The 14,623-nt window shown below is 39.4% G+C and carries 14 protein-coding genes and 2 pseudogenes; 4 read left to right on the top strand and 12 right to left on the bottom strand.

The window, feature by feature from the left end; genetic code table 11:
* Positions 1–15 precede the first annotated feature (15 nt).
* The 4 genes and pseudogenes from GN277_RS04770 to GN277_RS04760 all read right to left on the bottom strand — a co-directional run bounded on the left by GN277_RS04770 (position 16) and on the right by GN277_RS04760 (position 2,469).
* A complete protein-coding gene (locus GN277_RS04770; protein ID WP_159750057.1) occupies positions 16–231 on the bottom strand; it encodes a hypothetical protein in 216 nt (71 codons plus the stop codon).
* 18 nt (positions 232–249) lie between these two features.
* The gene (locus GN277_RS04765; protein ID WP_408641717.1) at positions 250–1,635 is read right to left on the bottom strand and encodes a DEAD/DEAH box helicase; all 1,386 of its coding nucleotides are present in this window, start codon (positions 1,633–1,635) and stop codon (positions 250–252) included.
* Between the two features lie 12 nt (positions 1,636–1,647).
* Positions 1,648–1,842 (bottom strand): annotated as a pseudogene (locus GN277_RS31660) (DEAD/DEAH box helicase family protein); the annotation flags it as partial.
* Between the two features lie 30 nt (positions 1,843–1,872).
* A complete protein-coding gene (locus GN277_RS04760; protein ID WP_159756377.1) occupies positions 1,873–2,469 on the bottom strand; it encodes a class I SAM-dependent methyltransferase in 597 nt (198 codons plus the stop codon).
* 194 nt (positions 2,470–2,663) lie between these two features.
* Here GN277_RS04760 and GN277_RS04755 point away from each other — a divergent pair, with 194 nt between their 5' ends.
* The 4 genes and pseudogenes from GN277_RS04755 to GN277_RS04740 all read left to right on the top strand — a co-directional run bounded on the left by GN277_RS04755 (position 2,664) and on the right by GN277_RS04740 (position 6,481).
* Positions 2,664–3,056 (top strand): BlaI/MecI/CopY family transcriptional regulator, encoded by a 393-nt coding sequence (locus GN277_RS04755; RefSeq protein ID WP_159750056.1) that lies wholly within the window; start codon positions 2,664–2,666, stop codon positions 3,054–3,056.
* 114 nt (positions 3,057–3,170) lie between these two features.
* Positions 3,171–4,540 (top strand): annotated as a pseudogene (locus tag GN277_RS32575) (IS4 family transposase).
* 241 nt (positions 4,541–4,781) lie between these two features.
* Complete coding sequence (locus GN277_RS04745) at positions 4,782–6,107, top strand: BlaR1 family beta-lactam sensor/signal transducer (protein WP_330587111.1); 1,326 nt, start codon at positions 4,782–4,784, stop codon at positions 6,105–6,107.
* Positions 6,108–6,193: 86 nt separating this feature from the next.
* Positions 6,194–6,481 carry a GNAT family N-acetyltransferase gene (locus GN277_RS04740; RefSeq protein WP_330587110.1) on the top strand — a complete coding sequence of 96 codons (288 nt, stop codon included), beginning with the start codon at positions 6,194–6,196 and terminating at the stop codon, positions 6,479–6,481.
* Positions 6,482–6,565: 84 nt separating this feature from the next.
* Here GN277_RS04740 and GN277_RS04735 read toward each other — a convergent pair whose 3' ends face one another.
* The 8 genes from GN277_RS04735 to rfbG all read right to left on the bottom strand — a co-directional run bounded on the left by GN277_RS04735 (position 6,566) and on the right by rfbG (position 14,603).
* Positions 6,566–8,476, bottom strand: a complete 1,911-nt coding sequence (locus GN277_RS04735; protein ID WP_159750055.1) for an endonuclease MutS2 — start codon at positions 8,474–8,476, stop codon at positions 6,566–6,568.
* A gap of 26 nt (positions 8,477–8,502) precedes the next feature.
* Positions 8,503–9,294 carry an ABC transporter permease gene (locus GN277_RS04730; RefSeq protein ID WP_159750054.1) on the bottom strand — a complete coding sequence of 264 codons (792 nt, stop codon included), beginning with the start codon at positions 9,292–9,294 and terminating at the stop codon, positions 8,503–8,505.
* Positions 9,291–10,085: an ABC transporter permease gene (locus GN277_RS04725; protein ID WP_159750053.1), complete on the bottom strand. Its 795-nt coding sequence runs from the start codon at positions 10,083–10,085 to the stop codon at positions 9,291–9,293. Before GN277_RS04725 ends, GN277_RS04730 begins: the two co-directional genes overlap by 4 nt.
* 3 nt (positions 10,086–10,088) lie before the next feature.
* Positions 10,089–11,060 (bottom strand): ABC transporter ATP-binding protein, encoded by a 972-nt coding sequence (locus GN277_RS04720; RefSeq protein WP_159750052.1) that lies wholly within the window; start codon positions 11,058–11,060, stop codon positions 10,089–10,091.
* Positions 11,061–11,556: 496 nt separating this feature from the next.
* Entirely contained in the window at positions 11,557–12,393 is an 837-nt protein-coding gene (locus GN277_RS04715) for a glycosyltransferase family 32 protein (protein ID WP_159750051.1), read from the bottom strand.
* A 43-nt stretch (positions 12,394–12,436) separates the two neighbouring features.
* Complete coding sequence (locus GN277_RS04710) at positions 12,437–12,682, bottom strand: hypothetical protein (RefSeq protein ID WP_159750050.1); 246 nt, start codon at positions 12,680–12,682, stop codon at positions 12,437–12,439.
* Between the two features lie 52 nt (positions 12,683–12,734).
* Positions 12,735–13,532 carry a class I SAM-dependent methyltransferase gene (locus GN277_RS04705; protein WP_159750049.1) on the bottom strand — a complete coding sequence of 266 codons (798 nt, stop codon included), beginning with the start codon at positions 13,530–13,532 and terminating at the stop codon, positions 12,735–12,737.
* A gap of 15 nt (positions 13,533–13,547) precedes the next feature.
* On the bottom strand, positions 13,548–14,603 hold the full coding sequence (gene rfbG, locus GN277_RS04700; RefSeq protein ID WP_159750048.1) for a CDP-glucose 4,6-dehydratase: 1,056 nt from the start codon (positions 14,601–14,603) through the stop codon (positions 13,548–13,550).
* Between the last annotated feature and the right edge of the window lie 20 nt (positions 14,604–14,623).

Below are 14,623 nucleotides of genomic sequence, written 5' to 3'. Positions count from 1 at the left end.
CGTCTATTCAGTTTTTTAATTATGCGTCTTAACAAGAGAAACTACACCTGCAATCAATAAAAGGGGTACTGCAAGATAAACCAAACCAGCCACTACAAGCATGATCAGGGCAAGGGGCATAAATATGACTGTAACCAATATTCTGGCCAGGCCCCATGAAGCTCTGATTGCAAATATGAGCAGTTTTCCAAATACGATAAATGTCAGTATTGTAAATAATATTGTGAACATAGCAGACCTCCTTAAATTTTATTCGTCTGATACCACATATCTTCTTCGATAATATTCCATCGTCCGATATTCCAGAATATCCTTCATATGATATTTAAACGCAGCATTTTCAATACATTTTCTCAAATCTTCACGAATCGCAATCGCATATCCATCCTTATCAATAAAGAAACCTTTTCCCGAAGATTTCAAGAATCGAATAGGCATGGATTTAGCCTTAGCAAGATGTTGTTTATCCGTCATCCTCTTATAATCTTCATAAGAAATATCCGCCGCAAAATCCTTCCAGTTCGTCCCTGTATGAAAGAACCTCTTCCAGCTTTCCAGCACTTCTTCCTCGGTCACTTCCATCCGTATATTTCCATGATTATATAAACTGTACAAAATCGGCATTTTATATACCTTCTGCATATCGGTAGTTTCTATGACAGCCAAAAATTCCCGTCCAATCCCTGTATATAAAGCCTCCTCGTCAGCAGAAAGCTCTTGCATATCCTGCAGAAATTCCAAGTATCTGCGAAATGGATTTTCTTTTGCATGCTTCATACAATACTGATAAATATCGTCATCCATATAGGTAAAAAGCTCCATTCTGGAAGGCACTCTGCCGTCCAGTAATTCTTTTACCCTAAAATATTCCCGCCGCACCCGTTCTTTTATAGATAAGGACTTTTTATCCAACTCTTTGAACAAATCTATCAAACGCATGTCAAAATCCACAAGACAATCATCTGGATACTCGATATCTTTGTAATCACAGGCTTTCTTTTCGCTAAACGACGTCCCTCCTAAAAGCAACAGCGGCGCTTTTCCTGCTTTTTCATAATTACCGATAAAATCAAGAACATTTAGATATTCCTTTCCCCTGTAAATACGAAGACCGCGCCCCAACTGCTGCAAAAATACAATCGGTGATTCCGTGGGCCTTAGAAGCATTACCATATCCAGGGATGCAATATCCAATCCCTCATTGAACATATCCACAGAAAAGATTACCCTTATTTCCTGTTTTATTAACCGTTCAATCGCCCTGTCACGTTCCTCTGAAAACTGTCCGTCCGCATTACTGTACACCGCCACAGACGGTATTCCTCTCTTGCAGAATTCCTTAGCCATTTCTTCGGCATGAAGCCTAGAGCAGCAAAAGCCCAAAGCCCGATGTGAACGATATTTCATATAATATTTATAAATCATATCATATCTCTTTGTATTATCTTTGTAGATTTCCGTCAGCTCTTTCTCATCATAACGCCCCTTCACCAAATGCAGACCTGAATAATCCGTCTCGTCATAAACCCCATAATAATGGAACGGAACTAACATTCCCTTGTTAATGGCTTCCTTTAACGAAATCTCGTAAGGCACATTATAATCGCAGATTTCATAGATACTCTTGCCGTCCATCCTCTCTGGGGTAGCGGTGAGGCCAAGCATAAACTTGGGTTTAAAATAATTCACGATCCGTCTGTACTGAGTATTGACAGCGTGATGGAATTCATCAATGATTAGATAATCGAAATAATCTGCCGGAAAATAATCCTGGTTCAAATACTCCTCCCTTCCTAATGTCGCAACCGAAGCAAAAATGACAGATTTATCTGTATCCTTCTGTTTCCCATAAAAGAAGCCATAATCAAAGGATTATTTTTTCCGCAGAATTAAATTGAGCCATTTTTCTTCACCTCGCCCTGCCCGAACATCTGATGTAATCCATTGTTCTTCTTTCTCTATCTGTTGTACTTTATTCAATATAGCCGCAAATGTATCCTCTGTCATATCTGTAAAAAAACGTCCGTTTCTGAAGCCTTCAAAAGTACCGTATTTAAAAGATGTATAAATAATTCCATTATCCTTCAAAGCTGCCGTCATTTTTTCTATAATATCTGCCAGCTCTTGGGACGGCACATGCAGAATAGACGAACATGCCCATATGCCATCATACTTATCTATCTCTGCCAGCTCATGAAAAAACATACGTTTTACTTTTATGCCTGTATAATCACTTGCTATTTTACACAATTCTGCCGAACCGTCTATTGCTTCTACGTTGCAGCCATGAGTAAGGAAAAACTTTGTATCACGGCCAGAGCCGCAGCCGAAATCGAGTATAGCGGCATCTGCCGGTAATTTATTCAAAAAATAGTTTTGCATAGTCCCAAAATCTACAGAAACCGTCCCTTCTGTAAACTTTTTTGCATTTGTATCATAGTACATAATCGTTTTATTCAAATCATTCATCTTCTTCTGTGAATTCATTTTAGCTTATACATCCTTCTCCATCTCTATATCACTTATACTATATTGGTGATTGTATTACGGTCAGTAACTTTAAGTCAATGATAATTAAAGAAAATTTCAAAATACAAATTGACATTTTAATGCATACCTTCTATAATATTTTATTACATATGTAAGATTTGGAGGAAGCAATCATGGCCCCTTTACCGCAGATTTCCGAAGCTGAATACGAAGTTATGAAGGTGGTTTGGAAATACGCACCAATCAATACCAATGAAATCACGGAGAAACTACTAAAAACCACAGCTTGGAGTCCCAAGACCATACAGACCCTGATTAAGCGTCTCGTCACTAAGGGCGCCCTTGCTTATGAGAAGCAGGGACGGATATTTGTATACACTCCTCTTATATTGCAAAACGAATATGTTGGTCAGGAAAGCCGTTCTTTTCTTAAGCGTTTTTACGGCGGTAAAATCACCGACATGCTGTCTGCATATATAGAAAGCGACGGTCTGTCCGATACAGAGCTTGAACAACTTCGCTTTCTTCTTTCTAAAGATAATGACTCAAACTTCGCACTTGAATAAGTACCTATGCACCTTGAAAATTCAATAATAACTGACATAAAAATAGCATGAAACCGTCTGGTTTTGATATAATTGAGTTGTTCAGAAACAATCATATATCCGGAGGCTCATGCTATGAATAAAAGTATAACACAAGACAATCAAAATGATAACCAGATTTCAAATCTATCAGAAGATTTTTTACACGGTTTCATCTTTCTTCTGCATTGAAAACTGCTAATGCCTACAAAAAGAAGGGAATTTCTGCAGCACTGATTTTTCAGTATCTGTTTCTTTTGATATTTTCAAACAGAAGTATGTATATGAACCTGCTGATTGGAAAAGACTCACCGGATTTTGCAAAAGATACGGTTTATCGTTTTATGAAAATGCTCCAGATTAACTGGATTCGGTTCACAACGGTTTTATCCAGCCGAATCATTAGGGATGCCATTGCTCCACTTGATTCCGCAGACCGTGTCAACGTACTGATCATTGACGATTCCATGTTTGAACGTAACCGTTCCAAAAAGTGGAACTTCTTGCAAAGGTATATGACCATGCAAAACATTGTTATAAATTTGGTTTTCGCATGCTTACATTAGGCTGGTCAGACGGAAGCACTTTTCTCCCGGTCAACAGTGTCCTTCTCTCCACCGAAAATAAAAAGAACAGAATCAATGAAGCAAAGGAAACGGATAAAAGAACGGTTGGATATAAGCGCCGTATGCTTGCTGTCAAGAAAGGAACGATCGCCATGCTGGAACTTTTAAAATCTGCTAAAAAGGCTGGTATTCCGGCTAAATACGTTCTGTTTGACAGCTGGTTCTCTTCTCCAAGCTCTTCATGCTGTCAAAGAAATCGGATATGATGTAATTGCAATGGTAAAGAAAACACCTAAAATGTTCTTCCGGTATAACAGCGAAGATATGCCGCTGACAACTATTTACAAGAAAAACAGGAAACGGCGTGGACGTTCCCGGTATCTGCTTTCCGTCATGGTAGATGTTGTAAAGGAAGGAAAAACCATCCCTGCCAAAGTGGTCTATATCCGTAACAAAAACAAGAGAAAGGAATATCTTTGTCTCATTTCCACAGACGTGAGTCTGAGTGAAGAAGAGATTATCCGCATTTATGGAAAACGTTGGGATATTGAAGTATTCTTTAAAGTCTGCAAGAGCTATCTTAATCTAAGTAAAGAATGCAGATCCCTATCTTATGATGCAATGACTGCCCATACAGCAATCGTTTTTACAAGATATATGATGCTTTCCCTGGAGAACCGGGAATCTAATGATACCCGTTCTATGGGGGAACTGTTTTTATACTTTTCTGATGAGATGTCTGATATCACATGGATACAGGCTTTTCAAATACTGCTTCAAATGTTCAGAACTCTGCTTGTGGATCAGATAGATATATCTGATGAAAAAATCGACGAGCTGGTAAAAGCATTTATGGATGCAATACCTGCACTTTTAAAATCGAAGCTGCAAGTGGCATAATTGACTGAACATTGACAACTAAATACTGCCAGATATTGAATTTTCAAGGTGCATAGCTAAAATCTATGTGCGAAGTTTGAGTAATGATAAATAAAAATACAAAAGGAGTCACATATTATGGCTGATTTTATGATCCGATTTCTCATATGCAACCTATTCATCAGCGTTATTGTCGGAGTCCTCCTGACAGCCAAATATTTATTGAGAAATATTCTGTCAAGCCGGATACAGTACCGCATTTTTGAAATCTCCCGTCATAGCAGGATTTCTAAAACCTTGTATCTACCTTCCTATTCACTTAATCTCCGATTACAGTGAGCCGGATATGGAAGTTGCCTGCAAAACCTCCTGTCACTCGTACACCACGACGCTGGACAGGCTTCGCCCAATCAAATATATGTTATTACATGAATTGCAGCACTACAAACACAAAGACATACTTATAGGTTATCTGACGACCATTGCCAAAATCGTCTATTGGTTCAATCCCATAATCTGGTATGCACTGAGAGAAATGCAAAACGACAGAGAAGTTGCCTGCGATACCTCTGTATTAAAGCTGCTCACAGAGGACTCCTATATAGATTATGGAAATACCTTGATTAATTTTGCAGAAAAGCTGTCCCACCCCGTTTTTCCCTTTGCCGCCAGTTTAAGCGGAAGCATGAAGCAGACGAAACGGCGTATTCTCAATATTGCACTCTATGAGAAGCCCAATCGAAGGAAACAACTGGCCGGCATCGTTTCTTTCCTGATGATAACAGTTCTTATCCTGAGATTTGTTCCCCTGTTATCTGTAAATGCAGCAGAATATAACCACAAGCAATGGGATACCTCATCAAAAAATATTTCCCTCATAGACTTGTCCTCCCACTTTAAGGAATATCAGGGAAGCTTCGTCTTATATGATATGGCCGCAGATGCATGGAGTGTCTACGACATGGAGCACGCCTCCTTACGCGTCTCTCCTAACTCTACCTACAAAATCTATGACGCCCTCTTTGGGCTGGAGGCAGGCGTCATTACACTAGAGGATTCCTTCATGAAATGGAGTGGCCAGCTTTATCCATTCCAAGCTTGGAATGTTGACCAGACCTTGCCTTCTGCCATGAAGTCCTCTGTAAATTGGTATTTTCAGGGGATCGACCAACAGCTTGGCGCTTCTGCCATTGACCATTATATCCACGAAATCGGATATGGAAATGAAAACATTGACGGCGGCCTCTCCTCCTACTGGATGGAAGCTTCTTTGAAGATATCCCCCGTCGAGCAGGTAGAGCTTCTGCGAAAATTTTATGAAAACAGCCTCGGCTTTAGCACGAAGAATATCAATGCAGTAAAGGACTCTATCCTCTTGTCATCTTCCGAAGCCGGAAGATTATACGGTAAAACCGGCACCGGATGTATAGACGGCATGGATATAAACGGGTGGTTTGTCGGCTATGTGGAGACCCATGACAATACCTGGTTCTTTGCCGCAAATATTGCCTCTAATAACGAGGCCACAGGCAGCAACGCCGCCAAAATAACATTGGATATTCTATCTCAAATGAATATATGGGACTAACAAGACGTAACCAGAACAACAAGACCTTTAGAATATAAGAAAAATTAATTGCCTTTGTTGACGGATTTGTTACCGATATCCCTGACTTGACGGATGAAATGTATGAAAAAGCCAGTATGCACAACGAACACGGCGCCTGGCAAATGATATTCGGAGTGAATACACTTCCTTCTTATCGGAATCACGGCTTTGCAGGACAATTAATTCAGTGTGCAATCCACAATGCGAAAATACAGGGAGGAAAAGGACTCGTGCTTACCTGCAAAGATAGATTAGTGCCCTATTATGCAAAGTTTGGCTTTAAGAATGAAGGCATTTCAGATAAATCGACCCACGGAAATGTATCGTGGAACCAGATGCGTTTGACATTTTAAAAACCTGGAGCTATCGTTTCCCGATAGCTCCGGAATTTTCCAAACATCTCACCTCTTTGTTTTCTCTATCCTTCTGAACATTTTTTAGTCATCTATCGTGATTTCTTCCTCGATCGTCTTTCCCCTGTCTACTTGGTGCCGCAGCTTTCTATTTTTTACACTGTCAAAAATAATAGAAAAATCGTAATCGTCAGGGTATAATTTTTCCGCAGCCACATAAAGCTTAATTCTTTTGTGATTAATCCATATTTTTCTATCCGCCATCTGCACTCTTAAAACTCCTTTTTCATTAGCTGTCCTGCAGATAATTCCAATCTTTTTGTCCGGATATACCAGAACACTGTCTCCCAGTTGAAATTCCTGGGTTTTTTGTGCCCCTCTGCTCCTTCTTTTTCTTTTTTGAATACCACATACCCTCTTATTTTCTAAATGATTTTTAGAAACCACCTGTTTCAAATCCTCCGGTATCTCATCATTTCCATAAGCCGCCTTCATTGCCGTTTTTAACATTTCCTCTGGCATTCCCATTTTTCCGGCTATATAAAAAGCGCAGCTTTCCCCTGCTTCTCCAATGACTAATTGATAAAGTGGTTTCAGACTTTCTTTGTCAAAGGTCATCTTTGCATTCTTAATCCTTGATTTTTTATCTGCATACTGCTTTACCTCCGGATAATGGGTGGTGACAAGAAATAGACTTTCGCTTCTTTGCAATTCTTCCAATATTGCAACAGCTATTCCCATGCCTTCTGTTGGATCTGTGCCTGAACCAAGCTCATCCATAATTACAAGGCTGTCCTTATTAACTCTTTTTAATATTTCCAACACATTCATCATATGTGCTGAAAATGTAGAAAGGTTCTCTGATATATTTTGTCCGTCCCCTATATCACACAGAAAATTACTGTTCATACAAATTTCCGCTTTTTTACATGCCACATGCAAGCCGCACTGTGCCATCATACAATTTAATGCAACGGTCTTAATCGCCACCGTTTTACCACCCGTATTAGGCCCTGTAATAACCACGCCGTCAAAGCTTTTCCCTATCTCAAATTGAAGCGGCACACATTCTGTCAAAGCCATAAGCGGATGCCGCCCATCTTCTAACCGGATATAGCGTTCTGTATTAATTTTTGGCTCTGTCCCATCGTATTCTAAACTCAGTTTTCCTTTTGAAAAAATAAAATCTAGTTTTTCTATCATACTGATATTTTGTTCCAAAATCTCCCCATAATCGGCTGCCATGGCAGAGAGAGAATAAAGTATCCTATGTTCTTCATTTTCTTCATTTACCCGAAGAACCTGCAATGCCTCATAATATTTCCCCACAGAGCTGGGTTCAATAAATACTGTGCTTCCTGTTGATGATTTATCAATCACATTGCCTTTTATTTTATATTTATATTCTTTTTTAACCGGAATACAAATATGCCCGTTTCTCAAAGTGCTGAAACTATCGGACAGACTTTCTTTATTTGCCCGTATAACCGCATCCGCCCTCTCTCGCATTCTTCTTTCATTTCGCTCAATTTCATCTCTAAATGATTTCAAATCTTTTGACGCATTGTCATCTATCCTGCCATTTCTAATCTGCTGACCGATGGCTTCTTTTAAATTGTCCAGGTAATCCAGATTCTCCTCATAGTATGCCAGCGATATTTCCCATTGCTTAGAACGGCTTAGATAACTCTTTAACCGCATTACAGCAACAAGAGCTTTTTCCACATCTTCAAGCTGTGAGATGGATAAACAGCCTCCTTTAACAGCCGTTTGAACGCACTCTCTAATCCCACTTAAAGAAACCAAGGGCGGATTTCCATTTTTCTCCAACAGCTCTCTGGCTTCGCTTGTTTCCCTCTGCTTTGCCATCAATTCACTCTCCGACATGCAAAGAGAGGTATCCCTAATCTTTTCCTTTGCCCACTCTGTAAGAGCCAGCTCACTCCACATCTTTTTAATTCTATCAAATTCTAATACTTTCTCTGTTTGAATCATTTTATCCCACCTATTCTAAAAATAAATTAACTGCTTGCACTTTCATATCTGTGTACCCCATACTTCCAAAACGTCAATGCTAAAAAAGTAAAAATACATACGATTGCTACTCCGAAAACCAGACCTTTTGCTGACAACTCTCCTATAAATACCTGGGTTGGCAGCGTTGCAATGATCCCGTATGGCAATACACAATAAAAAATAAACTTATAAACTCCATAAAAAGCAATCCCTGGTATTTTCAGACACAATTCAATCGCTGTATCTTCTATTTTCGTCAGATTATTTACAGAAAAAACAAAAAAAGCAAAGCATCGTATCAGCAACTCCATATCATAGTATAAGATCGCCATCAGAAAAATAAGAAACAGATACCCCATGATATTAATCCAAGAATAATTCATGCCAATTTCTTTCATTCCATATGCAATAATACATACGCTGAACGCCAATAGCGGTATAGAGCCTGGATTTATTTTCTCAAAAGTAATCCGCAGCAAAGGATTTACCGGTTTAGTCAGATACAAATCCAACTCCCCTGTCTGTATTTTCTCAGGTATGGAAATCACTCCAAAAAAGTAAATTGTCATGTTCAGAGCATTAATCAAGGAAAATGTACCCACAAAGACGAGTATTTCCCCATGCCCCCAGCCGCGAATATTATCCACATGTCCGTAAATTGCCTCAAAAGCCAAAAGCTGAACCATAAAAAAACTGGCGTCAACAAGAAACGGCCCAAAGAAGCCCAGCCTGAATGTCATGATGTGGGATAACCTTAATTTAATTAATTCCGCTAAAAATCTAAAATTTTCTTTCATATTCCTGCTCCATCATATTTGATTCGATCGTGTTCATAAGTTACTTGATTTAAAATAATAAACAAAATACACCATATACTTAAAACGAATAAGCCTGTAACTGCTTCATCCTCACATTTCCCTATAAACAGCATACTTGGGAGATATGTGACATAATAGAACGGAAAAATTTTCATGCCTGCGATCACCCATTCCGGTAAAAGTGCAAGCGGTATCACAGCTCCTGTCACAATCGCTGAAATATTGTCTTTTATCATGAGAAATATACTGATTTCCTCAAATCTTAAAGTCAAAATCCCAAGGAAGTAATTAAGCTGCGCCATAAACAACAAGCCTAAAGCAACCATGATAATTCCACATAACAATATCTTTGCACTGGCTGTATGTTTAAGTGGAATTCTGAACAAACAAAACCAAAGAAGCATTGTTAAAAAGCCAATGCCTGAAGAAAATGCAATCTTTCCGGCTTCCATCGCCACAAAATATCCTTGGGTCTGTACTGGGATTACCATATATTTTGAAAAAGTACCATTTCTCAACATACTCGCCATCTGCTGGCTGATTTCAGCAGACTTTTCCATCTGAAATAAATAGGAGCTTATGATATAGTAAGAAATCATAGCATGAAATTCCAAGCCTGCAATCTGCTCCTTTCCTTCAAACAAAATCCCCCATAAAATCCATGCAAATAATATCTTGGCCACTGATAGAAGCACATCAACGAATATATCTGACCTCCAGATTAACTGTGCTTTCATGTATGCCTTGGCAATTTCCAAATATTTCTTCACGTTTTACACCCCCTTATAAATACGCTCTACGACAGAGCCTATTTCTTCTTCCTCAATTCCAATATCTCGAATGGGATAATGGCCTATATAGGATTCCAGAACTTTTTCTGTATTCTGTTTTGGTATTTCCAGTACCAGTTTGTCATTGGTTTTTTCTAATATCCTGCAATTTTCTGGCACATCAGGCTCTACACTATGTTCAAAGTATATCGTCATTCTTTTACTCTTCTGGTATTGTTCAAATAGCATTTTCGTATCGCCGTCATATATTTTTCTGCCGTGATTCACCACAATGGAGCGTTTACACAACGCCTTAATATCCTCCATATAATGTGAAGTCAACAGAATGGTCGTTCCTCTTGATTCATTTACATCTTTCAGAAAAGTCCGAATCTGTTTACTTGCCACAGCATCCAGCCCAATTGTGGGCTCGTCTAAAAACAATATTTTGGGATTATGAAGTAATGCAACAATCAATTCCATTTTCATCCTTTCCCCCAATGATAAAGTCCTGACCTGTACATTCATAAGCTCCTGTACCTGAAACATCTCCACAAAAAAGTTTTTGTTTTTCCTATACTCGCCCTCCGGAATACAATATATTTCTTTAAAAAGCCTCAATGTATCCTCTGCTGTCAGTTCAAAAAACAACTGGCTCTTTTGCCCCATGACTACCGCATACTGCTGTTTGAAGGCTTTCTCTAATTTATTAGGATAAAATCCCATAACCTGAAGCTCACCGCTTGTGGGCGCAATAATACCGGTCAGCATCTTCACCAGAGTTGTTTTACCTGCTCCGTTCTGCCCAATCAATCCTATAAACTCACCCTCGTCCACATCCATGTTAAAAGCATCTACTGCAATTTTTTCTTCATACTCTCTGTGGAACAGACCCTTAACACTGCCAATCACTCCCTCTTGCTTCTTATAGCGTTTATACTTTTTCGTTATATTTTTTGTCTGTATCATCTTCATGCCCAAAACCTCCCATATCAATATTATTTTAATTTTTTAAATAAAAAACGTGGCTTCTGCCTATTGTAAATAGACTGAAACCACGAAGCTATATGTCTTAAATGACGTAGCAAAACCTTCCCATAAAAGGATCGCAGCAATGTCTTAAAACATGCACTCCATTTCACGGTTGGCCAAAAACAAAAGAAGCATGACCGCAACAGTCATACCCCTCCTCTTTCTTATTCATCAAAACAAGACATTTATTCTCGGTGTATGCAGTATTCTGTAAGGCAACAACAACCAGCATTCAAGATGCTGAAAAGGGTAACACAAATAAAACACTATTCTTAGTGCTTATGCTCCAAAGCAATTACCCTTTTATTAAATTTTAGTTGTTTTTTGTCATTACAGATACCACCAACATAAAACATATCTACCTTTTCTTCAAAATATGGTTTTATATTAACTTATAACTTTACAAATGTCAACCTCCTTCTCCTTGATTTTTGAATATCTATATGATACTATTGCTCCTGCACTCATCAAAAAGGGCTAAATAACACTTCGCTGCTTCTTCGTTCGCTTTCTTCATCTTTTCGTCAATCCATCCTTCATGAAACCAATGGACAGAATATGTATGCTCTGTTCTGCCCAGAATTCCCGACATATAATCGTAAGGGTGAAAGTAATCGTAGGCATAAATATTCATTCCACAGAGATTCTGCGTTGTACCGTCAACAATGTACCCCGCATCCAGAGCAACTCTGGTATCATAAAATCCGCAGGTATTTTTATTCATCTGACCACTTTTATCAATAAAATCTATCGTTTTTCTCCCATCAAGAAACCGCCTGATCATGGGGTTTCCTTTTACTGCCCCGCTTAAGCCCCCGAAATTTACCGTCTGCCACTTTTCAACCCCGCAAAATGCCTCCTGATATCTAAGTTTATCAATGCTTCTCTTGATTTCCACATCTGTGTCCAGATAAAAGCCTCCATGATGATATAGGATATCAAGCCTTGCATAATCCGGCACAAAACCATACGCCCCGGCTTCATATGCATGCTTCATATAAGAATTTTTAGCAATATCGTAGTTATCTTCATTCCATTGGATAATCTCATAGTCAGGACAAAATCGCCTCCAACTGTCAAGGCATTTTTTAAGTTCTTCGGGGACAGGCTTTCTTCCAAGCCACATATAATGAATCTTTTTGGGGATAACGGGTTCTTCTAAAAGATTTGGCTCTCCCTTTGATGGACTTGAGCAAAAATTATAGATACACAGCATTGGCGTGATATAGCATTCCATTTCCTCGGTACACCCCATTCCCTGAAGTTGCCCGATCACGTCCGGAAACCTGCTGATATTTAAAAGAATAACTGTATTTTTCTTACATTTTTCTAAAAAAAGATGGGGAATTTACAGGAAATGATTTGCCAAACAGTTCAATCCTGCTCCCCCATTTGGTTTTATCATTGTCTAAATAGCACCTGATGAATGGCAAAAGGTCATATTTTAATAAAATCTGCGGCATTGTCACTTGTCCAAGCACACCTGCTCCAAACATGACAATTTCATGATTACCGTCTCTGATTTTTTTATTTAACTCATCAAATGAGCAGCACTGCAATTTCATTTATCCACTTCCTTTTCAGTATGGCTGGCAAATAAAATAAACGCGATGTATCCTACCTTTTTACAACAAGTGTCAGACAATCTATCTCCGGTTTAACCCAATCCACAATTCGCTGTTCTTCTATTTCAAATCCGGCGCGATACGCCAGATAAGCAAAAATGCTTTTACTCATAAAACTTCTCGATTCAACTGCATCGTCATATGAAGCCTTATAATCCGAATCATTATTGGAATGATGAAAGAGTGCTTTTCCTCCTGGTCTGAGTATTCTGTATGTTTCTTTCAGGTAATTCGATATATCTAATAGTTCAAAATGTACCATGGAATCATAGGTGAATAACGATGTATAGTGGTCATCAGGAAGCGCCGACAAATCATATCCGTTGTTTACAACATATGAAATCTTATCTGCGCCCGAAAATCTCATCCTGCATAGGTCTATATTTTTTTCAAGGATATCAACTAATGTAATATGGCCTGCATCATTTATGTAACGCGGCACATGTCTTCCTCTTCCACACGCCAACTCTACTGTATTTTGTAAATCTAATCTGCCAAAAAGTTCACGGCAGATGCCTCCGTCAGCCCAAAAGAATTCAAGAGCGCCCTCGCTTTCTGCAATCTCAAAGTATTGATCCATCGAGTCTATATGTGCTATGGCGCAAATCTCTCGTTCATAATCAATCCTTGACATCAGATGCAGCTCGTCCACAAGCAATTTGTCTAACCCTGCGTAAAATTCCTTTCGATCGTTCTTCAGCCGGCTTACCACCTCGCCCGCCTTCTCATTACGGACAGCAACAATAAACGGAAAGCTGAAGATATGCACGTCCTTTATTTCCTGCTCCATATATGATAATTTCCATCACACTTTCCCTTCACTCAGATATGTTTTTATCTGACCTTCGGTAACGCCGGCCATATCTCCACCATCCGAAAATGCTTTATACCATTGCACGGTTTCTTTAATAGCCCGCTTTACGTCCCATACAGGTCTCCATCCAAGCCTTGACTTTGCCTTTGACGTATCCAGCCTCAGCAGGTTTGCCTCGTGTGGTCCTTGGGTTTCGATTGCCTCCCACCTTGCCTCTCCTCCCCAAAAGCCGCAAAAAAGATCACACACTTCAGATGTCTTGATACAGTCCGAATATTCCGGACCCACGTTATAATTTCCGGCAAGTGAACTGTCATCCATTTGCATCTTTGCCGCTAAGAGATAAAAGTTTACCGCTTCCAAAACATGCTGATATGGCCTTACGGAATTCGGATTCCTCACTGCAATCCCCTTACCGGACACCGTATCCCTATAGCAATCAGGAATGATACGGAAGCCGCTGAAATCTCCGCCCCCAATAACATTGCCTGCCCTGCAGGCAGATACTGCAATATCCCTTCCCTTAAAGAATGCTCTGGCGTAAGAGGCTGTTACAAGCTCACTGCATGACTTACTGTTTGAATAAGGGTCAAAGCCATCCAGACGGTCCGTCTCCCTGTAAGGGAACTCCCACTCATTGTTCTGATATACCTTATCCGTAGTAACATTCACAAAAGACCTTACAGAAGCCGACCTTCGGATGCATTCGCAAATATTAACCGTTCCCATAACATTGACGTCATATGTATACCTTGGCTCCTTGTAGGAAGCAATTACTATGGGCTGCGCCGCAAGATGAAACACAATCTCTGGCTTTTCCTTATGAAAAATATTTAACACCTGTTCAAAATCACGGATATCAACAATATATTCATTAATATTGTTGCCCTGATGTAAAATCTCGTAAAGACTCGGATCTGTCCCAGGGCGAAGCGAAATACCTGTTACATCCGCGCCAAGAAGCAGGAGCATTTGTGTCATCCAGCTCCCCTTAAATCCGGTATTCCCCGTAATCAGAACCTTTTTGTTTTTATAAAAATTCTTCATATAACTTACACTCTTATCGA

This window comes from Sporofaciens musculi (assembly GCF_009830285.1).
In the GTDB taxonomy this organism is placed as follows: domain Bacteria; phylum Bacillota; class Clostridia; order Lachnospirales; family Lachnospiraceae; genus Sporofaciens; species Sporofaciens musculi.
Note: the sequence above shows the minus strand (reverse complement) of the source record. Positions and strands in the feature narration are given on the sequence as shown.

What these genes read in the sequence shown, in the direction of transcription:
- GN277_RS04770 (WP_159750057.1), bottom strand. Translation starts at nt 231, where the DNA reads ATGTTCACAATATTATTTACAATACTGACATTTATCGTATTTGGAAAA.
- GN277_RS04765 (WP_408641717.1), bottom strand. Translation starts at nt 1,635, where the DNA reads ATGGACGGCAAGAGTATCTATGAAATCTGCGATTATAATGTGCCTTAC.
- GN277_RS04760 (WP_159756377.1), bottom strand. Translation starts at nt 2,469, where the DNA reads ATGAATGATTTGAATAAAACGATTATGTACTATGATACAAATGCAAAA.
- GN277_RS04755 (WP_159750056.1), top strand. Translation starts at nt 2,664, where the DNA reads ATGGCCCCTTTACCGCAGATTTCCGAAGCTGAATACGAAGTTATGAAG.
- GN277_RS04735 (WP_159750055.1), bottom strand. Translation starts at nt 8,476, where the DNA reads ATGATTCAAACAGAGAAAGTATTAGAATTTGATAGAATTAAAAAGATG.
- GN277_RS04730 (WP_159750054.1), bottom strand. Translation starts at nt 9,294, where the DNA reads ATGAAAGAAAATTTTAGATTTTTAGCGGAATTAATTAAATTAAGGTTA.
- GN277_RS04720 (WP_159750052.1), bottom strand. Translation starts at nt 11,060, where the DNA reads ATGAAGATGATACAGACAAAAAATATAACGAAAAAGTATAAACGCTAT.
- GN277_RS04710 (WP_159750050.1), bottom strand. Translation starts at nt 12,682, where the DNA reads ATGAAATTGCAGTGCTGCTCATTTGATGAGTTAAATAAAAAAATCAGA.
- GN277_RS04705 (WP_159750049.1), bottom strand. Translation starts at nt 13,532, where the DNA reads ATGGAGCAGGAAATAAAGGACGTGCATATCTTCAGCTTTCCGTTTATT.
- rfbG (WP_159750048.1), bottom strand. Translation starts at nt 14,603, where the DNA reads ATGAAGAATTTTTATAAAAACAAAAAGGTTCTGATTACGGGGAATACC.